Raw genomic sequence first — 19,673 nt, forward strand, 5'->3', positions numbered from 1 at the left:
CTGTGCCGTCAAACCCCGTCCTTGAGGGCAAGGAGAATATCAAACAAGAAGCTAGTTGGCATTCGCAGATGATAAATTAAAAGGTCTAAGCTGGTGAATTTTTTGAGTGATGTCTTCAATAGCTTGGCGCAATAAATCTCTATCATGACGGTAACAGACATCTTGAGCAGCTAGTTTGCGTTGAATTACTATCCGATCTGCTAGGCTTGATGTATCGGTTGCTGGTCCAACGATAACGGCATCAATTTTCTGTTGGCCGATCCTTTTTTCTATCATGGCAATTTTATCAGTTAATTGCATATTGGCAGCAGGCCGGTTAAGTTCTTTACCAAGATTACCAATATAGATGACTGCTGCCCGGCATGCCTGCAGTGCCTGCGTTAAGTCATTCATTAGAAATATAGGCATCAAACTGGTTAAAAAGCTACCTGGCCCAATGATAATTAAATCAGCGTGATAAATAGCATCAAGCGCTTCAGGCGTGCTATTTACCTGCGGAGATAGCATTAATTTTTGTGGTAGCGAGGTGAGTTGATCAATATTAACTTCACCGTAGATTTCATTGCCCATCACATCGATTGCCAGCAAATCAGCCGGTTGCTCGGACATCGGAATAAGATGTGCCTTCACTTTTAATAGATTACGAATTAAGTTTATTGCATCTAGTGGCCTGACACTTAAATGATCGAGGGATTTGAGCATTAAATTACCTAGATTATGGCCACCAAGTTCACCGTCACCAGCAAAGCGATATTCAAACATCGTTGATGCTATGGACTGTTCAGTAATTAATTGGTTTAAACAGTTGCGCATATCTCCCCAAGCAATACCGCCTTCAGAACGGCGAATACGGCCGGTAGAGCCGCCATTATCTGTTGTTGTGACAATACCCGTTAATTGAGAATTTAGTAATGATAGGGATGACATAACACGACCTAAGCCATGACCACCACCCAATGCGACAACTTGCCCTAACTTATTAAGAATACTGCAATGATGCATTACTTCCCCTATTTTATTATCTGTCTTATAACGGTTTGATATAATTTAGCATTAAATATCCACTCATATTGAATTAACGTGATATTAAACAATAACTTTGTCATTTATTTATATTACATTATTTCAGCTAATTGATTAATTTGTTGAATTGCAAGTGATAGATTTAAGTGTTTATTCGCTTTTTTAAATATTTAGCAATAAGATTTATAGCAACCATCACATTACGCTATTATTGTCCGTGGTGTTATTAACTCCTAGCCTTTTTACCTAAGTTTGTGATCTTTATTGTTTAAATAGGGTATTAAGGCCGTGGCATTTTCAGCCACTAGGGTGCGAGGTAGAAATGCCTGCATCTCCCGTATTTGGAAAGGCGTTATTATGACTCAACTTATTGATACTTTTGCCCGTAAATTCTACTATTTAAGACTATCCATCACTGATGTGTGTAATTTTCGCTGCACATATTGTCTACCTAATGGCTATCAATCAAAGGGTTATCAAGCGTTTTTATCGCTAGCAGAAATTGGACATTTAACGAAAGCTTTTGCCGAGTTAGGTACGGAAAAAATTCGCTTAACCGGCGGAGAACCGACTATGCGGCGTGATTTCATTGACATTATTGCCACCATCAAACAAAACCAGGCGATCAAGAAAATTGCAGTAACAACCAATGGTTATCGGCTGGCCAAAAATGTTAGCCATTGGAAAAGGGCAGGTTTAACTGACATTAATGTCAGCGTTGATAGTCTTGATCCACGGCAGTTTTTAGCTATTACCGGACAAGATAAATTTTTTCAAGTTATGGCAGGGATTGATGCTGCTTTGGAGGCCGGTTTTGCCAAAATAAAAGTCAATGTTGTATTAATGAAAAACATCAACGATAGCAATTTAGCGAGTTTTATAAATTGGATCAAATTGCGGCCAATCCAACTGCGATTTATTGAATTAATGGAAACCGGTGAGAGTGATAAACTATTTCATCGTCACCATGTCTCAGGTGAAAAGATTCGCTGGCGTTTATTAGAGCAAAATTGGCAACCAATACCACGCTACCGTTCTGATGGGCCTGCCCAGGTTTTTAAGCACCCTGATTATTGTGGTGAAATTGGTTTAATTATGCCTTACGAGAAGAATTTTTGTCAAAGTTGTAATCGATTACGTGTCTCCTCTATCGGTCATCTTCATCTCTGTCTGTTTGGCGAACGCAGTATTATTTTACGTGATCTATTGGTTGATGCATCTCAATCTGAGGCATTGAAAGCACGTATTCAGGCAGAATTACAGTTAAAACGTGAAACCCATTTTCTCCATCACGGTGATAGTGGTATCACCTCAAACCTTTCAGTTATTGGAGGATAAATGGGATTTTTAGTGATCCTAAGGAGCTTACGATGTCTCAACTAACCCATATCAATTCAGCGGGTGAGGCGTATATGGTGGATGTAGCTAGTAAAGCGGAAACCATTCGTGAAGCGCGAGCTGAAGCAATAATAACAATGAATGCCCAGACACTTAATATGATTATTAATGGTCGTCATCATAAAGGTGATGTTTTCGCTACCGCTCGTATTGCAGGTATTATGGCCGCCAAAAAAACTTGGGATTTGATCCCGCTTTGTCATCCGCTATTACTCAGTAAAGTAGAAGTTTTATTGGAAGCGCAAATAAGTGATAATCGCATTCGGATTGAGTCATATTGTCGATTATCAGGAAAAACGGGCGTTGAAATGGAAGCGCTAACCGCCGCATCAATCGCCGCATTAACCATCTATGATATGTGTAAAGCGGTGCAAAAAGATATGGTGATTAGTGCGGTTAGGTTATTGGAAAAAACGGGCGGTAAATCCGCTGATTTTAGGATAACGTCATGATAAAAGTGCTTTTCTTTGCCCAAGTCCGTGAATTGATAGGCACCGATAGATTAGAGTTAGAAAATCGCTATGCAACGGTAGAAGAATTACGTGATGCATTAAGCCAACGTGGTGAGCGCTGGGCGTTAGCCTTAGAAAAGCAAAAACTGCTTTTTGCGGTCAATCATACCTTTGTACAGCCAGATCATCCGTTAACTGCTGGTGATGAAATTGCATTTTTTCCACAGGTAACGGGAGGATAAATGACAGATACACGGCTGGTTATTCAACAAGCGAATTTTAATGTGGCTGAGCAATATGAATGGTTAGCTCAATGTCAGGATGATGGGGCGGTGGTAACTTTTACCGGTAAAGTGCGTAATCATAACTTGGGTGATAATATAAAAACTCTCACTCTTGAGCATTATCCAGTCATGACAGAAAAAGCGTTACAGAATATTGCTAATGAAGCACGTTGTCGTTGGCAATTGCAACGTATCTGTATTATCCACCGGATTGGTACTTTACAACCAGGCGAGGAAATCGTGTTTGTTGGTGTTACCAGCGAGCATCGTAGCAGTGCTTTTTCAGCCGCCGAATTTATTATGGATTATATGAAAACTAAAGCGCCATTTTGGAAAAAAGAACATTTCACTCAAGGGCAACGCTGGGTTGAAGCCAGACTGAGTGATCAAGCCGCATTTGAGCGTTGGTAAGCCAATATTTATTGAATTTATTTCAATTTATTGAAGTTTAGCTCAATAAAGTAAAAGTAATGTAAAATCTTCGTTTATTTGCTCATATCAAACCATGGTTTTAGCAAAAAATTATGATAGACTTAACTTAAGTTTACTGAGTTATTTAGTTTATTAAATAGCTTTATCTTTAACGCAAGTGATGAGGGTAATCATCATGGATCGATTTGAACGTCAAAATGATTCGATCGTCCAGCGCGCTGGCGCAGGTATTCAAGCCTATATGGCGCAAGTATACGGCTGGATGACGGTAGGTTTGTTATTAACTGCGTTTGTTGCTTGGTATGCAATTAATAATAGTAATATTATTATGTACCTGGCAACGCATGGTTGGGTATTGATAGGCCTCATTATTGCTGAATTTGCATTAGTCATTGGGTTGTCATTTCTGTTGCCTAAATTGAGCGCAGGGCTGGCAACGGCAATGTTTATGCTCTACTCGGCGCTGACAGGCCTAACCATTTCTCTGGTCTTAGTTGCCTATACTGGCGCTTCTGTTGCCAGCACCTTCTTTATCACCGCTGCTATGTTCGGTGCACTAAGTTTTTATGGCTATACAACCAAACGCAGCTTAAGTGGCATGGGTAGCTTCTTATTTATGGCACTAATCGGGCTAATTATTGCCTCATTAGTGAATATTTGGCTGCAAAGTTCTGGCTTAACCTTGGTTATCACCTATGCAGGTGTATTAATCTTTTCAGGTTTGACGGCTTATGATACGCAGAAATTAAAAGATATGGGCAACCAAATTGATAGCCGTGATCAAGAGGGTATGCGTAAATACGCTATTCTTGGTGCGTTGACACTCTATTTAGATTTTATTAACTTGTTCTTAATGATGTTACGTATTCTTGGCGATCGCCGTTAATTTAATCTGTTTCATAAAAAAATCCTGCTGATAATATTAGCGGGATTTTTTTATGTTGTTATTCAAACAATCAGGCAATTTTTCGACTAAATAACCAATATGCCAGGGTTGTAGTACATAACGAAATAATAATTAATGGCCACAAGTTATGCCACAGCACGGCAAAATCGGCATTTTTTAAATAAATTTGTTTAGTGATATCAGTAAAATGTCGAATAGGATTGATCCAGGTGAAATTTTGTAACCAAATCGGCATGTTTTCTATGGGTGAAACATAGCCTGATAACAATACTGCTGGCATCATAAATACAAATACACCAATAAATGCTTGTTGTTGAGTTGAGCACATAGCAGAGATCAATAAGCCAAAACCGACTAAAGACAAACCGTAAATCGTCATCGTGCTATAAAAAACTAATAATGAACCAGAAAATGGAATTTTGTAACAAAAAATGCCAATGATGAGTACTAATGTGGCTTGAAAGGTGGCAATCAGTAATGCCGGAACCGCTTTACCAATAAAGATCTGCCAGGTAGTCAGAGGTGAAACCAATAATTGATCCAGCGTTCCTTGTTCGCGCTCACGGGCAATTGATAAGGAAGTGACGACTAATACATCAATAGTAGTAATTAGTGCTACCAGAGATGGCACGATAAACCATTTATAATCAAGATTAGAATTATACCAATTGCGAATGATTAATTCGCTATTGTTTTTTGCCATCTGGGGGTTAGATAACCGTTGTTGATAATTTTCAATAACTTGAGTAACTGTATTAGCAGCGATCTGGGCACTATTGGAATTTCTACCATCAAGGATTAATTGAACCGGTGTCGATTTTCTTTGTGCTAGTTGAGCACTAAAATTTTGCGGAAAATGTATGACTAGCAGCGCCTTACGATTATTGATGGTTTCAGCAACCTGTTGGTGATTATTGAGCAGCAATACTTTAGCGAAAGTCGTCGATTTTGCCAATCTTTGTGTCAATTCAATCGAATCTTGGCCTTTATCCTCATTGAAAATAGCTATAGTGGTGTTAGTCACATCTAAAGTGGCAGCCAGGGGAAATAATATCATTTGGAAAATAACGGGTAAGATCAGGATTGCACGGGTTTGTGGCTCTTGTAGTAGCGACTGTAACTCTTTAATAATGAGTGTATAAAGACGATGCAGCATATTCTCTCCTTAATCAAGCCTGCGGCGTGTTTTTAACGCAGTGAGCCCGATAAAGATAATGGCCGTCGTAACTAATAAAAGAAAATTGGTCAGTAGAACCAAATAAATGTCACCGGCCAGAAATAGCGTTTGTAAACTACTAACAAAATAACGAGCCGGGATCAAATAGGTTACCCATTGAATAACTAACGGCATACTATCAATTTCAAAAATAAAGCCAGACAACATTATAGCCGGTAAAAAAGCGGCATTTAATGCAACGATAGCGGCGTTAAATTGGTTACGAGTTAAGGTTGAGATAAGTAATCCCATACCAAGGGCAGTAGCTAAATAGAGACTGGTAATAATAAATAATAACCAGAGTGAACCGCGATAAGGAATGTGTAAAATAAATACCGTGACTGACATGCAAAGTAGCATGACAAAGCTGCCTAATAGTTGATAGGGTAATAGCTTGGAAAGTAGTAATTCTGTGCGTGTTATTTGGGTGGAAAGTAAAGCTTCCATAGTGCCTCGTTCCCACTCGCGGGCAACAACCAGTGAAGTCAGAATGGCACCAACCACGGTAATAATAATACTGATCGCCCCTGGAATAATAAAATGTTGGCTAATTGCTGCTGGATTAAACCAGAAGCGTAATTCAGGAACAATTAATGGCGTAGTATTATAACCGGCATTTTCGCCTTGCTGCTGTAGCCAGGTTTGCCAAATACCTTTGGTATATGCTTGTACAAAATAGGCAGTATTTGGCTCACTTCCATCGGTAATAACCAAGAGCGACGTATGACCCGAGGGGCGATTAAGCTGATTAGCAAAATCGACAGGGATCACTACCATACCGCGAATTTCCCCGGCTTGCATTTTATCAATTAGTAATTTTCGATTATCGCTAATTGTCGCCTCAATAAAAGGAGAACCGGTAAAGGTAGCGACAAATTGCCGTACTTGGTTATTTTGTTGATTGACAAGAATGCCCAGCCGTAATTTACTCGAATCCAAATTGATCCCATAGCCAAAAATAAATAGCAGCATTAATGGAATTACTACAGCAATCAGTGCACTACTGGGATCACGTAAGATCTGTTTACTTTCCTTAAGACACAGGGCATATAAACGACGCCATGAAAATTGCGCTTCATGGGATGATTGTTTTTCTGTTTGCTTCATTGTTTCCCTCGATCATAGTTAAGTATCAAACTAATAAAAGCCTGTTCCATCGACGGATCTTGATTTTCTGCTGTAACAATTTGGCTTTTTAGTTCATCAGGTGTACCGACAGCTATTATTTTACCGTGGTAAACTAAACCAATTCGATCGCAATATTCAGCTTCGTCCATAAAATGAGTAGTAACCATTACCGTTACACCTTTATTTACCATCCCGTTAATATGTAACCAAAATTCTCTTCGCGTGAGGGGATCTACGCCTGAAGTGGGTTCATCTAAGAAAAGAATGTCAGGCTCATGCATCAACGCGCAGGCTAAAGCGAGTCGCTGTTTGAAACCCAATGGCAATTCATCGGTGGTTTGTTTCAGTATCGGAGCTAAATTAAAGGCATTGATCATACTACTGATTTTTTGCTGTTGCTGACTGCCACTAAGGCCATAAATACCAGAGAAAAACGTTAAGTTCTGAGCAACGGTTAAATTACCGTACAGGGAAAATTTTTGCGCCATATAGCCAAGGTGTTGGCGGGCTTTATTTGAGCTTATTTTTAGATCCATCCCCAAGACTAACGCTCTACCAGCGGTGGGTACCATTAATCCGCACATCATTTTAAAGGTTGTCGATTTGCCGGCGCCATTTGGGCCAAGCAAGCCAAAAATTTCGCCACGTTTAACCGCAAAGTTAACGTTATCAGTTGCGGCAAAGTCACCGAATCGTTTGCTAAGATTTTGTGCCTCAATGACCGTTTCAGAGGGATCGGCAGGAATTTGCGGCATAATTTCTGCCAGCTCAGAACGTTGCGATGGGCTACCTCCTAATAAATCAATAAAAGCATCTTCAAAGCGCGGTTTGGCGGTAATTAATTTACTATTAGCTAAATTGAGACTGGTTAGAAAATCGGTTTGCTGGCTGTTTTCCTTCAAGATCACGCGAATATAATGTCCTTGAATAACGCAGTCAGTAGTCTGCGGTAATAATAGTGCCTCTTGCAAGTATGCCCGGCGTTGTGAGGCTGGAACTCGGAGTAAAAATGAGCGGCCAGCTATGTTGTTAGTTAATGTTTGCGGTACTCCCTGATAGAGTAGTTGCCCTTGATTTAACAGTAAAATATCTCGGCATTGTTCAGCTTCATCTAGGTAGGATGTACTCCAAAGGATCAGCATACCCTCACTAGCCAATTCATGTACCATGCGCCAAAGCTCTTGCCGAGCAATAGGATCAACTCCCACACCAGGCTCATCTAGCAACAAAACTTTCGGTCGACTAATTAATGTACAAGCCAGCCCAAGTTTCTGTTTCATGCCACCAGACAATTTACCTGCCAGCCGTTGGGTAAAACGAGTAAGGTCGGTAAAATCCAGCAATTGCTGATAGATTTTTTGTCGACGTTCACCCATCACGCCACATAAGCTGGCATATAAATCCAGATTTTCTTGTACAGTAAGATCTTCATAAAGACCAAACTTTTGTGGCATATAACCAAGATGACGACGAACTTCAACACCTTGACGGATGGGATCTAAGCCCAAAATAGTGATATTACCGCGATCGGGTTTTAATAAACCAGCAAGCATCCGTAATAACGTAGTTTTTCCTGCGCCATCAGGTCCAACTAAGCCAGTAACTGAACCGCCAGTGATCTCAGTGGTCAGTGTCGCCAGCGCAGGTGAGACTAAGCCAGCAAAGCGTTTCTCGACTTCAGTCAAAATTATTTTATCAATAGCGGTGACCATTCATTAAGCCTTACTGTTTTTTGTCTGCAAAATGAAGTGTCACCGGCATACCTTGGCGCAACATATCGTCAGCATCATTGACAATGACCCGAATACGATAAACTAAATCGGTACGTAAATCGGCTGTTTGTACACTTTTTGGCGTAAACTCTGCGGTTGGTGAGACAAAACCGATATTACCATGATAGGGTTGGTCTGGACGACTGTCGGTATAGAGTAATATTTCTCGTCCAGGTATTGCTTGCCCCAGATGGGGTTCACTGATATAAGCTCTAACCCAGACAGGTCGGGTCAACGAAACGGTAAAAACAGTGCTACCGGCAGTAAGGATAGTTCCTGGTTCAATGGCTCGGGTTAGAATAGTACCTGGCGAGGGTGTGGTTAATATCGTATCTTCCAGATCAAGTTTTGCTTGCGCTAATGCGGCAACCGCCTGTTCCCATTCACCATGTGCGGCGGCTATTTCTTCAGTTCGATAGCCGGCCTGGTATTGATTTAATTTATCTTTTGCTGCATTTAGCGCTGCCAGCGCTTGGTTGCGATTGTTTTTTGCGTTTTCTAACTCATTGGCGGAAATTACGCGTTGCGTCCAAAGCCCTTGTTGGCGGTGGTAAAAACTATCAGCATATTTCCAGGCGGCTTGCCTTTGTGCTACTTCAGCTTCAACCTGGGCAATTTCTTGGCTACGATAACCACTTTCAAGCATATCTAATTTAGCTTTTGCGCTAGCAAGGCTACCTGTCGCGCGTTGCAGATTATTTTGATAGGGTGTTTTATCAAGTGAAGCTAAGATCTGACCCGCGCTAATTTTATCTCCTTCATCCACATTTAGTGTTTGAAGTTTACCATTAACTCTGAAGCTTAAATTAACCGTTCTAATATCAACGTTACCATACAAAATCAGCGCCTTATTTTGCTGGATTTGATAGTAGTAGTATCCAGCTACTATAATAGCGATAAATAGACAAATGATAGCAATAGATAATAAGCGCAGATTTTTTTTCATAGCATCCTTAAAATAGTTCAATAAAATGGAATAAAATAAGGTTATGCATAATTAATTTTATCAGGTTAATTGTTATTTGATGAATTTATGTAAATTATTTTATTTAGTCTTCATTAATCGGTGATAGCGACTGCCAGTAATCAGTTATTTTACTGTCATCAACCGCTATTTTTTAATAGCTTATAGTGGTGGTTTTTATATTCAGTTGGCTGAAATTAAGTCAAATGAAATTTGGGGTATTTTATATTTATGTGTTTTAATTCATTGGGTTTATCTGCAGAGATATTATCGGCGATTAAAGAAGCTGGCTATGAAAAGCCGACTTCAATTCAGCAACAGGCGATCCCAGCAATATTAGCGGGAAAAGATCTGTTGGCCAGTGCACAGACAGGAACCGGCAAAACGGCAGGATTTGTTTTGCCTATATTACAGCATCTTAGTCAGACGCCGGTTGTCGTAAAAGGCAAAAAACCCGTGCGAGCGCTAATTTTGGCACCGACCCGTGAATTAGCTGCTCAGGTTGGACAAAATGTACGTAATTATAGCCAGTTTTTGCGTTTAAAATCCTTGGTAGTTTTTGGTGGTGTTAGCATTAACCCTCAAATGATGAAATTACGAGGTGGAGTTGATATTCTAGTGGCCACACCCGGTCGGTTGCTCGATTTGGTACAGCAAAATGCTGTTAGTCTGTCACAGGTTGAGATTTTAGTATTAGATGAAGCTGATCGCATGTTAGATATGGGATTTATTCATGATATACGACGGATATTAGATAAATTACCGACAAAACGCCAAAATTTACTTTTTTCTGCTACTTTTTCTAACCAAATTAAACAATTAGCTAATAGTTTGCTGCATAATCCGACCATATTGGAAGTGGCTCCGCGCAATTCCGCCTCACAGCAGGTCAAGCAGCTTATTCATTTTGTTGATAAGCGACGTAAAGCAGAATTGCTTTCTTATCTAATTGGTAGTGAAAACTGGCAGCAGGTATTAGTTTTTACCCGAACTAAATATGGGGCTAATCGTTTAACTGAACATCTGATTAAAGATGGGATTAAGGCGATGGCAATTCATGGCAATAAAAGTCAAGGTGCGCGCACGAGAGCTCTGGCGGATTTTAAATCAGGTGCGATTAGAGTGTTGGTAGCAACGGATATTGCTGCTAGGGGATTAGATATTGAACAGTTACCCTATGTGGTAAATTACGAATTACCTAATGTGGCAGAGGATTATGTGCATCGTATTGGACGTACTGGACGCGCCGCAGCGACTGGTTTGGCCGTTTCGCTAGTTGCTATTGATGAGCAAAGTTTATTAACAGCGATTGAGCGATTATTAAAACAGAGTATCCCGCGTATGGCATTGGCAGGTTATGAACCTGATCCGACTATTAGACCAGAACCAATGCCGCAAAAAAAACCAGCAAACAAACAACATCGACGCCATTCGGCAGCAAAAGTCTCTCATGCTAATGGTAAACCACAAAAACAACGGACAACTCGTAACGTGGATAATAAAACTTTAGCAGCCAAAAAATCCAGGTAGAGGATAAATGCGAATATTACTTGCCCCGATGGAGGGGGTTCTCGATTCTTTAGTGCGTGAGTTATTAACTGAAGTTAACGAATACGATCTTTGCATAACGGAATTTTTGCGGGTAGTGGATAGTTTATTGCCAGCCAAAGCATTTTATCGGATTTGCCCTGAATTATATCAAGCCAGGAAAACCGTATCAGGCACATTAGTGCGTATTCAATTACTTGGTCAGCATCCACAATGGTTAGCGGAAAATGCAGCTCGAGCAGTAGAATTAGGCTCTTGGGGCGTGGATTTTAATTGTGGTTGTCCGTCGCCAACAGTCAATGGCCATGGTGGCGGGGCAACACTATTAAAGGATCCTGAACGGATTTATCAGGCGGCTAAGGCAATTCGAGCGGCGGTACCCGCTAATTTACCAACTTCAGTAAAGGTTAGGTTAGGTTGGGATGATCGCTGTCTGGCATTTGAAATTGCTGATGCCGTGCAACAGGCTGGCGCGACAGAAATTATTATTCATGGTAGAACCAAGGCTGAGGGGTATCGGGCAGAAAAAATTGATTCGCTAACTATCGGCCGGATACGGCAAAAATTAACGATACCTGTTATCGCCAATGGTGAAATTTGGGATTGGTGTAGTGCAAATGAGTGCAGGACTATAACCGGCTGTGACGCGCTGATGATTGGCCGCGGTGGATTACATGTTCCTAACCTGGCTCAGGTGATAAAATATCAAACTGAACCGATGGCCTGGTCGCAGGTTATGCAACTTTTGTTTAAATACATTCAATTAGAAAAACAAGGTGATACGGGTCAATATCACACAGCGCGTATTAAACAGTGGCTAGGTTATTTGCGCAAAAAATATGTTGAAGCGGCGAAATTATTTAATCAGATCCGAGTAGTGAAAAAATCGGCCGATATTGCTAATATAATTGAACGTCATACTTTTTGTTGACTTGTCACAACATACTGAAAAAAAATTATCAAATACAATATATTATAAAGTTCCTAATCAATAAATATAAAATGATTATCACAAATTTTTTATAAAAAATAGCTTATCTATTTGCATTTCTGGCGGTTAGGTTCTTTACTAAAAAGTGTTCATATATTTGAAATGTTAGCAAGTTAGTTTTTTGACTTATTTAATATGTTGGATATTTCGGAGGGTGTGTATGGGTATTTTGTCCTGGGTTATTTTTGGTTTGATCGCTGGTATTATTGCTAAGTGGGTCATGCCAGGTGCTTACAATATGGGGATTATCATGACCATTATCCTCGGTATTGTCGGTGCAGTGGTCGGCGGATATATTAGTACCTTCTTTGGTAAAGGCAAAGTGGACGGCTTTAATTTAAGCAGTTTTATTGTTGCGGTAATTGGCGCTATCGTGGTCCTTTTTATTGCCGGAATGGTCGGTCGCCCATAGACCATTTATCTAAAGATAATAAGCATTTCTCATATAAAAACATAACTGCTAACTGGTAGTTATGTTTTTATTTTATTATTTATGGATCAGTTCACAGTCTTTAAAGAGGTTATTTTAAGTATCACTGGCAATGAAAATTTTCTATAACCAGCCAGTTATAAATTTAATAATATCAATTGGTTGAATGGTTTTTTGGGGGTGTTAACCAGCTTGTCATAGATGTGTTTTAAATCATGAGATGAATAATAAGCAAAAGCCCCATGATTGGGGCTTATTCTCAGCGTTGACTAAGCTTGCAATCGCTATATGTCACGCTGGCTACAATGGTCGCACCTTAGAGTAGTCTTGATGCATGTCAATTAGTTATTTTAAACTAACGCAGGAGACGTTAATTAGATGATATTAACTCATCTATAGAAAGATTGCACAGATTCACCACATCATATGAACGAGACCAATAGCATAACCAATTTTCAAGCTCTTTAACCGAATAATTTTTTTGCGCTAATCCACATGCCATTTCAACCATTTCTGATCCTGGAGCAGTTAATTCATAACCATTGATCAGTAAAAATATATACCCTGACATCATGGCAGTACGTTTGTTTCCATTAGCAAATGGATGATTTTGAATTAGGCTTTCTATTAATTAGGCTTTCTATTAAAGAAGCTGATAAAACAAACATATCATTAGTCTGTTCGTAATATCTAACTATAGAAGGTCTAGATTGAGATGATCCTAGAGAATTTTTATTGATGACCTTAATGGGTTCATTCGGTGTTTGGGATTCTATCAGCCTCTTATTGATGTATATGATATCATCAACTGATAAGTATCTGACGCCATTATCTGTTTCAGCAAAAGAAAATGGCATCATTTATACCTTTGAAAGTTCCTTCATGGTTATTTTATATCTAACAAAACCAAAACCAAAAGCTTTGTCAACCTGTTCGGTATGAAAGCAATCTTGATTAATCACTGGTTTAGGATTTGCAATTTTGCTTTTGTCACGTTCAGGTATTGACAAGCGAAATGCTTTTTTCAATGCGTGACCCATAATTTAGCCTCTTAATAAAATGTAAACTTTTTTACGATAATAGCATATTGCAAACAATACAACTTAAGCTTGTTTTATTTTTGATGACATATAAGTAAAAATCCAGCTCTAGACTGGTTTAGTTTTCCCTGAAATGACAAATAGGAAGCTGCATGTAATTGTCATGCCGGATAATCACTTGGTGTCAATGAGAGCATTGTTTAACATAAGTTAAATGTTGTTAATTCCCTAAATTAGTGAATTGCATGTTTAGATAACTTGTGATAGGACATTAAGAATGACTGAAATATTTTTACTTGAAATACAGATAGTAACGGTGTTTTAGATTCAACATTCTACTTTTTCTTGATGAGTAGAATAGTTTTTTTAATTGTGTCCTGCGTTACATAACGCAAATTTGCTATATTTTTTTCTCAGGCTCCCCTTGCTAATAACACTGCAATTATGTTTTTATCTTACTTGGTTTCAATCGGTAATCCATTATCTTGGCCCCATTCAGCCCAAGAGCCGTCATAAAGTTTGACATTTTTATTACCCAAAATTATTAAAGCAAGTAATACTACAGCGGCAGTCATACCGGAACCACAGCTGATTACTGTAGGCAGGGTGATGTCAACTTGTTGGTTGGCAAAAATCGTTTTTAACGCTTCTGGGGATTTATAACAACCTTCATTGACTAACCAATCCCAAGGAACATTTTTACTGCCTGGCAAATGTCCCATCCGCAATCCTAGACGTGGCTCGGGTTGCAGTGCGTTAAAACGGGCAGTTGGGCGTGCATCGATAAATTGAACATTAGTTTGTTGAAGAAGGGCAAGGACTTGCTGTTGTGATAAAGCTTGATCAGGAATACACTTAGCAGCGAAATGTTGTCTTTGACGCACCGTAGGCATGCCGGAATCGAGCAAATAGCCAGCTTTTTTCCATCCGTGTAGCCCGCCGGTTAAAATTTTGACATTATTACAGCCGAATGTTTTAAACGTCCACCAGGCGCGGGGCGCAGAAAATAGTGCACCTTGATCATAAATAACCACTTGATGATGATTGCTAATACCTAATTGCTCAACGGCATGAGTGAAAGTTATTTCATCTGGCAGCATATGAGGTAGATTGTTACTTTGATCAGCGACAATATCTAAATTGAAAAATTGTGCACCAGGAATATGTTCTTGATAATAGCGTTGTTGATAATCAGTTGGGTCGGTTGGTGGCGGTGCAGAAGCATTAACTAGAATAATATTTTCATTAGTTAAATGTTGATGAAGCCATTGCGGGTTAACAAAAAACGCTTCGTACATAATACCCTTCTATTATAAACAATAACTTATGGTTGCGTGTTAATTAAAAATAGTATATCGATTTTCAGTGAGAAATTAAACGTAGATTAAATTTTTATCCTATCGATAAAACACTATGATAAATTAAAGATTTTATCGTTTTATACTCATCAACCGAATGGTTGATATTTTTATATAAGATTTCTATGGCGCTAACTAACGCAATTAAAAATCAAATAAGCCTTTGGTACAAATCGCTATCAACCTCGATTGATGGTTTTATGCCACGTATTGTCCAACGACAGATGATCGCCGAAGTTGCAAAGACATTATCAGGTGAACAAGGACGTCATTTGGTTATTGAAGCACCGACCGGGGTAGGTAAAACACTATCTTATTTAATCGCCGGTATTGCGATTAGTCGGGCAGAAAATAAGCCTTTAGTCATTAGTACGGCAAATATTGCTTTGCAAGATCAAATTTTGCATAAAGATCTTCCTTTGTTAGCTAAAATTATTCCTGAACTACGATTTATCGCTATTTTTGGCCGCAGACGTTATCTGTGCCCACGCAATCTGGCCGCTATCTGTGCAGTGGATGAGCAGCAGCTTGACTTAATGTATTTAATGCAACAGGAAATGTCGGTAACGAGTGAACAAGAGCGGACTGCTTGTCAGCAGTTACATGCTGATTTTATGGCTGGTCTCTGGGATGGAGTCCGAGATCATTATAAAAGCGCTTTAGATGACCGTTTATGGCAAAAAATTAGTACCGATAAAGTCGGATGTTTAGCCAGAAATTGTCAGTTTTATCATTGCTGTCCCTTTTTTTTGGCAAGATGGAAAATTGAGCAAGTTGATGTCATTGTCACTAATCATGCGTTGGTAATGGCAGCGATGGAAAGTGGCTCGGTGTTACCTGAAGCTAAAAAGATGTTGTTAGTCCTTGATGAAGGGCATCATATCGCTGATGTGGCACGCGATAGTTTAGAAGTTGAAGGGAATATTACTTTAACGCATTTGACGGCTCAGCTAGATAATTTTGTACGTCACGTCGAGTACTATTTAAGCCAATACCGCCCCGTTAAACCGCCAAAACTGGCCAAAGCGAACCATTTAACCCAGCATAGACAAAAATTAATTGATTGCTTCCACCAGGTGATGACAATCACTCAGCGTTTATTACCAGACAAAAGCCAGGATCCGATTTATCTATTTAAATTAGGCCAATTACCGACCGAATTAGATATTTGTTGCCAACAGCTTTTACAGCTTAGTCAGGATTTGGTTGTGCTTACTGAAAAAATAGTTGATCACTTGTCTGAACAGAGTGGCAAACATGATGCAGCTAGTTTGCATCGTAGCCTGCTCATCAGTGGTAAAATGCTCAGTTACTGGCAAAATATGGTTAAACTTTGGCGTTTAGCGGGTTGTGAAACTTCATCAAATGCGCCGGTATCCAAATGGTTGAGCCGTCATTATGACAAAAATCAGTTACATTACTATTTTCATTGTGCCGGTATACGGGTTAGTGAACAATTAGAAAAGCTGTTATGGCAAAATATTCCTCACATCATAGTGACGTCAGCCACTTTGCGCTCATTAGAGAGTTATAGCCGTTTCACGGAGCTAACAGGGTTAAATGAGCGTGACGATGATCGCTTTGTTAGCTTAGATGCTTCTTTTGATCATGTTCGACAGGGGCGGTTAGTGATCCCTAAAATGTCGATTGAACCGACCCTGCAAAATGAAATATTACATTTAGCGGAAATGGCTGCTTATTTTAAACAACAACTCCAGTCCGGAAAACATCGCGGCATCCTATTTCTGTTTAGTAGCCAACGTGCAATGGAAGGTTTTTTACATCATATTAAAGAGTTACGCGGCCAATTGTTGGTTCAAGGAGATAAACCGCGCTATCGGTTGGTAGAAACCCATTGCCAACGTGTTGATCAAGGGCTTACTAGCGTATTAGTTGGATTGCAATCCTTTGCTGAAGGATTGGATCTCAAAGGCGATTATTTGTCACAAATACATATTCAAAAAATCTCTTTTCCTCCGATCACAAACCCGATTTTCATTACTGAAAATGAATGGTTAAAAACGTTAAAACTTTATCCATTTGAAGTACAAAGTTTGCCAACTGCCTCGTTCACGTTAATTCAGCAAGTCGGTCGCTTGATCCGTAGTCATAATTGTTATGGTGAGATTATTATCTATGATAAGCGACTAAGGACTAAACAGTATGGTGCTCGTCTATTAGCTTCATTACCGGTCTTTCCGATTGTTGAACCGGAAATATCCAATATATCAACGAAAAAAGTGGAGTAACCAGTATTTTTATCTGCTACTTATTACTCCTGATTTAAATTAGTTAATTTTTTTCAAAAAACAGGTTTTTAACACTAAACCTTTAATGCCTTCTGCGTTACACTCAATTTCATCTTTATTTTGCGTTAGGCGAATGTTTTTTATTGCCGTACCTCGTTTTAAGGTCTTTGATGTTCCTTTAACTTTGAGATCTTTTGTAACTTGCACACTATCTCCATCGCTTAAGTGTGCCCCATTAGCGTCTTTAACGACAATATCCATAAAAATCCTTATTGATTGCTTACTATGTTGACAATTATAGTAAAATAATTAATTGATATTAAGGGGATAGCAAAAATAAAAAACCACACTCCTGTGTGGCTAAATGACGACATTTTATTTTTATATAGTTATCAATAAGGTATTAGTTACTTTTCAATATTTGCTTCAATAAACCACAGATATTTATCCAGATCACGAGAAGCCGCGGTAAGAATATCTTCCGCATCGACTTCACCTACTTCACCAATCGCTTTACGAACATTATTGGCTACCACTGCACCGCGATCAGCCAAAGCTTTCAAATGATCTTGTACATCGTGAATATTAGTTGGATAGGCTTTAAGTGGGGTGTGGTCATGCACATACTCAATCGTGCCCATCGCCGTACCGCCCATTTGTACTACCCGCTCAGCTAATTCATCTTGGTGCTCTAAAATAGAGGAATTAAATTCATCTAATAATTCATGAACCGCAATAAAGTTTCTACCGCGCAGGTTCCAATGCGCTTGTTTGGTCATTAATGAAAGATTGATAAGTTGGGCAACTAGCGGATTTAAAACAGAAACAACGTGTTTTTTGGTACTATCACTAATATCATTACGGGTATAGAGTAAATCAATTTTTGGTACTTTAACTAATTTAGCTGTGCTCATTATTACGCTCCCGTTATATCAAATAATGTATTAATACTTTATATCTAAAAAATAGCTTATTATTGATCAATAGTCTTATCATTTGATCCTATTAAATTGATAGGTAATATTGATGTAAGCGTTATTTTATTACTTACAATTATAAATATGGTGATAAAAAATAGGAATGCAAGGCAAATTAGCAACAAGTTACAGTGTGAATTTAGGTTTGAATTCACACTGTTTGAGCGGGAAGAACGACTTAATTGATTTCGACTGTTTCGCTTTTTGTTTTCATCGTTGATGTTGAACCAATTGATGCGCCAATAATACAAAATAGCGCGAACCACTGGGTTAACGTTAAGTGTTCATTGAGAAATATCATGCCCATAAAAGCTCCCATTGCCGGTTCCAAACTCATTAAGGTACCAAATGTTTTCGCCGGCATGCGTGTTAGGGCAAACATTTCAAGCGTGTAGGGGAAGGCGGTTGACAAAATAGCAACTGCAAGTGCAATCGGTAGAATTGACAGATCAAATAGAGGCGCGATGCCAACGGTGAGAAGGCCAACCGGAAAAAAAATCAATGTCGAGATAAACGAACCTAAAGCGACTGTTGCTGAGCCATAACCTGCCCCAGCCCGCTGACCAAAGATGATATACATTGCCCAACAAATACCGGCAGCTAATGCATAAACAACACCAACAGGATCTAAACTATTAATACTGTTTCTAATCGGTAGTAGAAAGCCTAATCCAACAATAACCATTAATATCCAAACAAAATCAATCGCCCGGCGAGATGAGAACATTGCAACGGCTAAAGGGCCGGTGAACTCTAACGCAACGGCAACCCCCAACGGGATCCTTTCTAACGATAGATAAAACAGCGAATTCATTGAACCTAACGAGATACCATAAATAAGTAAATGTTTTAATGAATGGCCACGTAACTTTTTTCGCCAAGGTTTAAAAATTATAAATAGAATAATCGTTGCCAAAAATAGTCTTAAAGCCGTTACGCCAAGTGCACCGATAGTTGGAAATAGACTTTTGGCTAATGAAGCACCACTTTGTATTGATACCATTGCAAAGAGCAACAACAATACTGGCAATAGCGTCTTACGCTTTTGATTTAAGACAAATGACATCTGGAGGTAACCTCAATAAATATAGAACCAAATAAATGTTAGAAAATTAAATAAAAACTCAGTAACAGCAAGATTTACTTAATGATATTGAGTAATTATTACATAAAAAAAATTAAACAAATATTCTTTTTATTGCCGATTGTAAATAGTGTCACCGATCATGCAAAACTGATCCACTAACGATCATCTAAAACTGATCCACTTGGTATTATTCGCACATTTTTGTACGGATAATTTATGTTAACCAAGGAGATATTTGTGGATATTCATGTTCGCTTTGCACAAGAACAAAGCCTTCGAAAAATTGCCAGTGAGTTGGGTATATCCCGTAACACCGTAAAACATCATTTACAACAACAGACAATGCCAACTTATGCTAAAAGAAGTCAACAACCGACTAAATTATCCCCCTTTAAACCTTATTTGCTTCAGCGAATT

19 protein-coding genes, 2 pseudogenes and 1 riboswitch are annotated in these 19,673 nt (G+C 39.0%); of the genes and pseudogenes, 10 read left to right on the forward strand and 11 right to left on the reverse strand.

Features of this window, described 5'->3' with window-relative positions; translation table 11 throughout:
- Window positions 1-51 precede the first annotated feature (51 nt).
- Complete coding sequence (gene yvcK, locus G468_RS19700; RefSeq protein ID WP_051296945.1) at window positions 52-1,002, reverse strand: uridine diphosphate-N-acetylglucosamine-binding protein YvcK; 951 nt, start codon at window positions 1,000-1,002, stop codon at window positions 52-54.
- Window positions 1,003-1,241: 239 nt separating this feature from the next.
- Window positions 1,242-1,391: riboswitch (molybdenum cofactor riboswitch) on the forward strand.
- On the opposite strand from yvcK, the gene moaA reads away from it, so the two are divergent.
- From moaA to G468_RS0104745, 5 genes are all read left to right on the forward strand, one after another.
- Window positions 1,381-2,361 carry a GTP 3',8-cyclase MoaA gene (moaA, locus tag G468_RS0104725; protein ID WP_026822143.1) on the forward strand — a complete coding sequence of 327 codons (981 nt, stop codon included), beginning with the start codon at window positions 1,381-1,383 and terminating at the stop codon, window positions 2,359-2,361. It overlaps the preceding riboswitch by 11 nt.
- Before the next feature lie 32 nt (window positions 2,362-2,393).
- Window positions 2,394-2,873, forward strand: a complete 480-nt coding sequence (gene moaC / locus G468_RS0104730; protein ID WP_026822144.1) for a cyclic pyranopterin monophosphate synthase MoaC — start codon at window positions 2,394-2,396, stop codon at window positions 2,871-2,873.
- Complete coding sequence (gene moaD / locus G468_RS0104735) at window positions 2,870-3,115, forward strand: molybdopterin synthase sulfur carrier subunit (protein WP_026822145.1); 246 nt, start codon at window positions 2,870-2,872, stop codon at window positions 3,113-3,115. The genes moaC and moaD overlap by 4 nt, the downstream gene beginning before the upstream one ends.
- Window positions 3,116-3,568, forward strand: a complete 453-nt coding sequence (gene moaE / locus G468_RS0104740) for a molybdopterin synthase catalytic subunit MoaE (protein WP_026822146.1) — start codon at window positions 3,116-3,118, stop codon at window positions 3,566-3,568.
- Between the two features lie 196 nt (window positions 3,569-3,764).
- Window positions 3,765-4,475 (forward strand): Bax inhibitor-1/YccA family protein, encoded by a 711-nt coding sequence (locus tag G468_RS0104745; RefSeq protein WP_026822147.1) that lies wholly within the window; start codon window positions 3,765-3,767, stop codon window positions 4,473-4,475.
- A 70-nt stretch (window positions 4,476-4,545) separates the two neighbouring features.
- On the opposite strand, the gene G468_RS0104750 is transcribed toward G468_RS0104745, so the two are convergent.
- From G468_RS0104750 to hlyD, 4 genes are read right to left on the reverse strand one after another with little or no spacing between them, the layout of a single operon-like run.
- Window positions 4,546-5,652: an ABC transporter permease gene (locus G468_RS0104750; protein WP_026822148.1), complete on the reverse strand. Its 1,107-nt coding sequence runs from the start codon at window positions 5,650-5,652 to the stop codon at window positions 4,546-4,548.
- Between the two features lie 9 nt (window positions 5,653-5,661).
- Window positions 5,662-6,819, reverse strand: a complete 1,158-nt coding sequence (locus G468_RS0104755) for an ABC transporter permease (protein WP_026822149.1) — start codon at window positions 6,817-6,819, stop codon at window positions 5,662-5,664.
- The gene (locus G468_RS0104760) at window positions 6,816-8,552 is read right to left on the reverse strand and encodes an ATP-binding cassette domain-containing protein (protein WP_026822150.1); all 1,737 of its coding nucleotides are present in this window, start codon (window positions 8,550-8,552) and stop codon (window positions 6,816-6,818) included. Before G468_RS0104760 ends, G468_RS0104755 begins: the two co-directional genes overlap by 4 nt.
- Before the next feature lie 10 nt (window positions 8,553-8,562).
- Complete coding sequence (gene hlyD, locus G468_RS0104765; RefSeq protein ID WP_026822151.1) at window positions 8,563-9,558, reverse strand: secretion protein HlyD; 996 nt, start codon at window positions 9,556-9,558, stop codon at window positions 8,563-8,565.
- 249 nt (window positions 9,559-9,807) lie between these two features.
- Here hlyD and rhlE point away from each other — a divergent pair, with 249 nt between their 5' ends.
- The 3 genes from rhlE (at window position 9,808) to G468_RS0104780 (ending at window position 12,527) form a co-directional block, all read left to right on the forward strand.
- Entirely contained in the window at window positions 9,808-11,106 is a 1,299-nt protein-coding gene (rhlE, locus tag G468_RS0104770; RefSeq protein ID WP_034249315.1) for an ATP-dependent RNA helicase RhlE, read from the forward strand.
- A 7-nt stretch (window positions 11,107-11,113) separates the two neighbouring features.
- Window positions 11,114-12,055 (forward strand): tRNA dihydrouridine(16) synthase DusC, encoded by a 942-nt coding sequence (gene dusC / locus G468_RS0104775; protein ID WP_026822153.1) that lies wholly within the window; start codon window positions 11,114-11,116, stop codon window positions 12,053-12,055.
- Between the two features lie 220 nt (window positions 12,056-12,275).
- Window positions 12,276-12,527: a GlsB/YeaQ/YmgE family stress response membrane protein gene (locus G468_RS0104780; protein ID WP_026822154.1), complete on the forward strand. Its 252-nt coding sequence runs from the start codon at window positions 12,276-12,278 to the stop codon at window positions 12,525-12,527.
- Between the two features lie 388 nt (window positions 12,528-12,915).
- Here G468_RS0104780 and G468_RS19705 read toward each other — a convergent pair.
- The 3 genes and pseudogenes from G468_RS19705 to sseA form a co-directional block, all read right to left on the reverse strand.
- Window positions 12,916-13,402, reverse strand: a pseudogene (locus tag G468_RS19705) (type II toxin-antitoxin system death-on-curing family toxin).
- A 3-nt stretch (window positions 13,403-13,405) separates the two neighbouring features.
- Complete coding sequence (locus tag G468_RS0104790) at window positions 13,406-13,585, reverse strand: hypothetical protein (RefSeq protein WP_026822155.1); 180 nt, start codon at window positions 13,583-13,585, stop codon at window positions 13,406-13,408.
- Between the two features lie 455 nt (window positions 13,586-14,040).
- Entirely contained in the window at window positions 14,041-14,883 is an 843-nt protein-coding gene (gene sseA / locus G468_RS0104795; RefSeq protein ID WP_026822156.1) for a 3-mercaptopyruvate sulfurtransferase, read from the reverse strand.
- A gap of 185 nt (window positions 14,884-15,068) precedes the next feature.
- On the opposite strand from sseA, the gene dinG reads away from it, so the two are divergent.
- Complete coding sequence (gene dinG, locus G468_RS0104800; protein ID WP_026822157.1) at window positions 15,069-17,192, forward strand: ATP-dependent DNA helicase DinG; 2,124 nt, start codon at window positions 15,069-15,071, stop codon at window positions 17,190-17,192.
- A gap of 39 nt (window positions 17,193-17,231) precedes the next feature.
- Here the strand turns inward: dinG and G468_RS0104805 are convergent, their stop codons facing one another.
- The 3 genes from G468_RS0104805 to rhtA form a co-directional block, all read right to left on the reverse strand.
- On the reverse strand, window positions 17,232-17,453 hold the full coding sequence (locus G468_RS0104805; protein WP_026822158.1) for an alkylphosphonate utilization protein: 222 nt from the start codon (window positions 17,451-17,453) through the stop codon (window positions 17,232-17,234).
- A 146-nt stretch (window positions 17,454-17,599) separates the two neighbouring features.
- Window positions 17,600-18,106 (reverse strand): DNA starvation/stationary phase protection protein Dps, encoded by a 507-nt coding sequence (gene dps, locus G468_RS0104810; RefSeq protein WP_026822159.1) that lies wholly within the window; start codon window positions 18,104-18,106, stop codon window positions 17,600-17,602.
- Window positions 18,107-18,347: 241 nt separating this feature from the next.
- On the reverse strand, window positions 18,348-19,235 hold the full coding sequence (gene rhtA / locus G468_RS0104815; protein WP_026822160.1) for a threonine/homoserine exporter RhtA: 888 nt from the start codon (window positions 19,233-19,235) through the stop codon (window positions 18,348-18,350).
- A gap of 237 nt (window positions 19,236-19,472) precedes the next feature.
- Here rhtA and G468_RS0104820 point away from each other — a divergent pair.
- Window positions 19,473-19,673, forward strand: a pseudogene (locus G468_RS0104820) (IS21 family transposase); the annotation flags it as partial.

This window comes from Arsenophonus nasoniae DSM 15247, from assembly GCF_000429565.1.
GTDB classification, from domain to species: domain Bacteria; phylum Pseudomonadota; class Gammaproteobacteria; order Enterobacterales; family Enterobacteriaceae; genus Arsenophonus; species Arsenophonus nasoniae.

Excerpts from the sequence above, each read along its gene's own strand:
- moaE (WP_026822146.1), top strand. The coding sequence starts at position 3,116 with ATGACAGATACACGGCTGGTTATTCAACAAGCGAATTTTAATGTGGCT.
- dinG (WP_026822157.1), top strand. The coding sequence starts at position 15,069 with ATGGCGCTAACTAACGCAATTAAAAATCAAATAAGCCTTTGGTACAAA.
- moaC (WP_026822144.1), top strand. The coding sequence starts at position 2,394 with ATGTCTCAACTAACCCATATCAATTCAGCGGGTGAGGCGTATATGGTG.
- G468_RS0104760 (WP_026822150.1), bottom strand. The coding sequence starts at position 8,552 with ATGGTCACCGCTATTGATAAAATAATTTTGACTGAAGTCGAGAAACGC.
- G468_RS0104805 (WP_026822158.1), bottom strand. The coding sequence starts at position 17,453 with ATGGATATTGTCGTTAAAGACGCTAATGGGGCACACTTAAGCGATGGA.
- yvcK (WP_051296945.1), bottom strand. The coding sequence starts at position 1,002 with ATGCATCATTGCAGTATTCTTAATAAGTTAGGGCAAGTTGTCGCATTG.
- G468_RS0104780 (WP_026822154.1), top strand. The coding sequence starts at position 12,276 with ATGGGTATTTTGTCCTGGGTTATTTTTGGTTTGATCGCTGGTATTATT.
- G468_RS0104790 (WP_026822155.1), bottom strand. The coding sequence starts at position 13,585 with ATGGGTCACGCATTGAAAAAAGCATTTCGCTTGTCAATACCTGAACGT.
- moaD (WP_026822145.1), top strand. The coding sequence starts at position 2,870 with ATGATAAAAGTGCTTTTCTTTGCCCAAGTCCGTGAATTGATAGGCACC.
- dusC (WP_026822153.1), top strand. The coding sequence starts at position 11,114 with ATGCGAATATTACTTGCCCCGATGGAGGGGGTTCTCGATTCTTTAGTG.
- G468_RS0104745 (WP_026822147.1), top strand. The coding sequence starts at position 3,765 with ATGGATCGATTTGAACGTCAAAATGATTCGATCGTCCAGCGCGCTGGC.
- moaA (WP_026822143.1), top strand. The coding sequence starts at position 1,381 with ATGACTCAACTTATTGATACTTTTGCCCGTAAATTCTACTATTTAAGA.
- hlyD (WP_026822151.1), bottom strand. The coding sequence starts at position 9,558 with ATGAAAAAAAATCTGCGCTTATTATCTATTGCTATCATTTGTCTATTT.
- rhlE (WP_034249315.1), top strand. The coding sequence starts at position 9,808 with ATGTGTTTTAATTCATTGGGTTTATCTGCAGAGATATTATCGGCGATT.
- rhtA (WP_026822160.1), bottom strand. The coding sequence starts at position 19,235 with ATGTCATTTGTCTTAAATCAAAAGCGTAAGACGCTATTGCCAGTATTG.
- G468_RS0104755 (WP_026822149.1), bottom strand. The coding sequence starts at position 6,819 with ATGAAGCAAACAGAAAAACAATCATCCCATGAAGCGCAATTTTCATGG.
- dps (WP_026822159.1), bottom strand. The coding sequence starts at position 18,106 with ATGAGCACAGCTAAATTAGTTAAAGTACCAAAAATTGATTTACTCTAT.
- G468_RS0104750 (WP_026822148.1), bottom strand. The coding sequence starts at position 5,652 with ATGCTGCATCGTCTTTATACACTCATTATTAAAGAGTTACAGTCGCTA.
- sseA (WP_026822156.1), bottom strand. The coding sequence starts at position 14,883 with ATGTACGAAGCGTTTTTTGTTAACCCGCAATGGCTTCATCAACATTTA.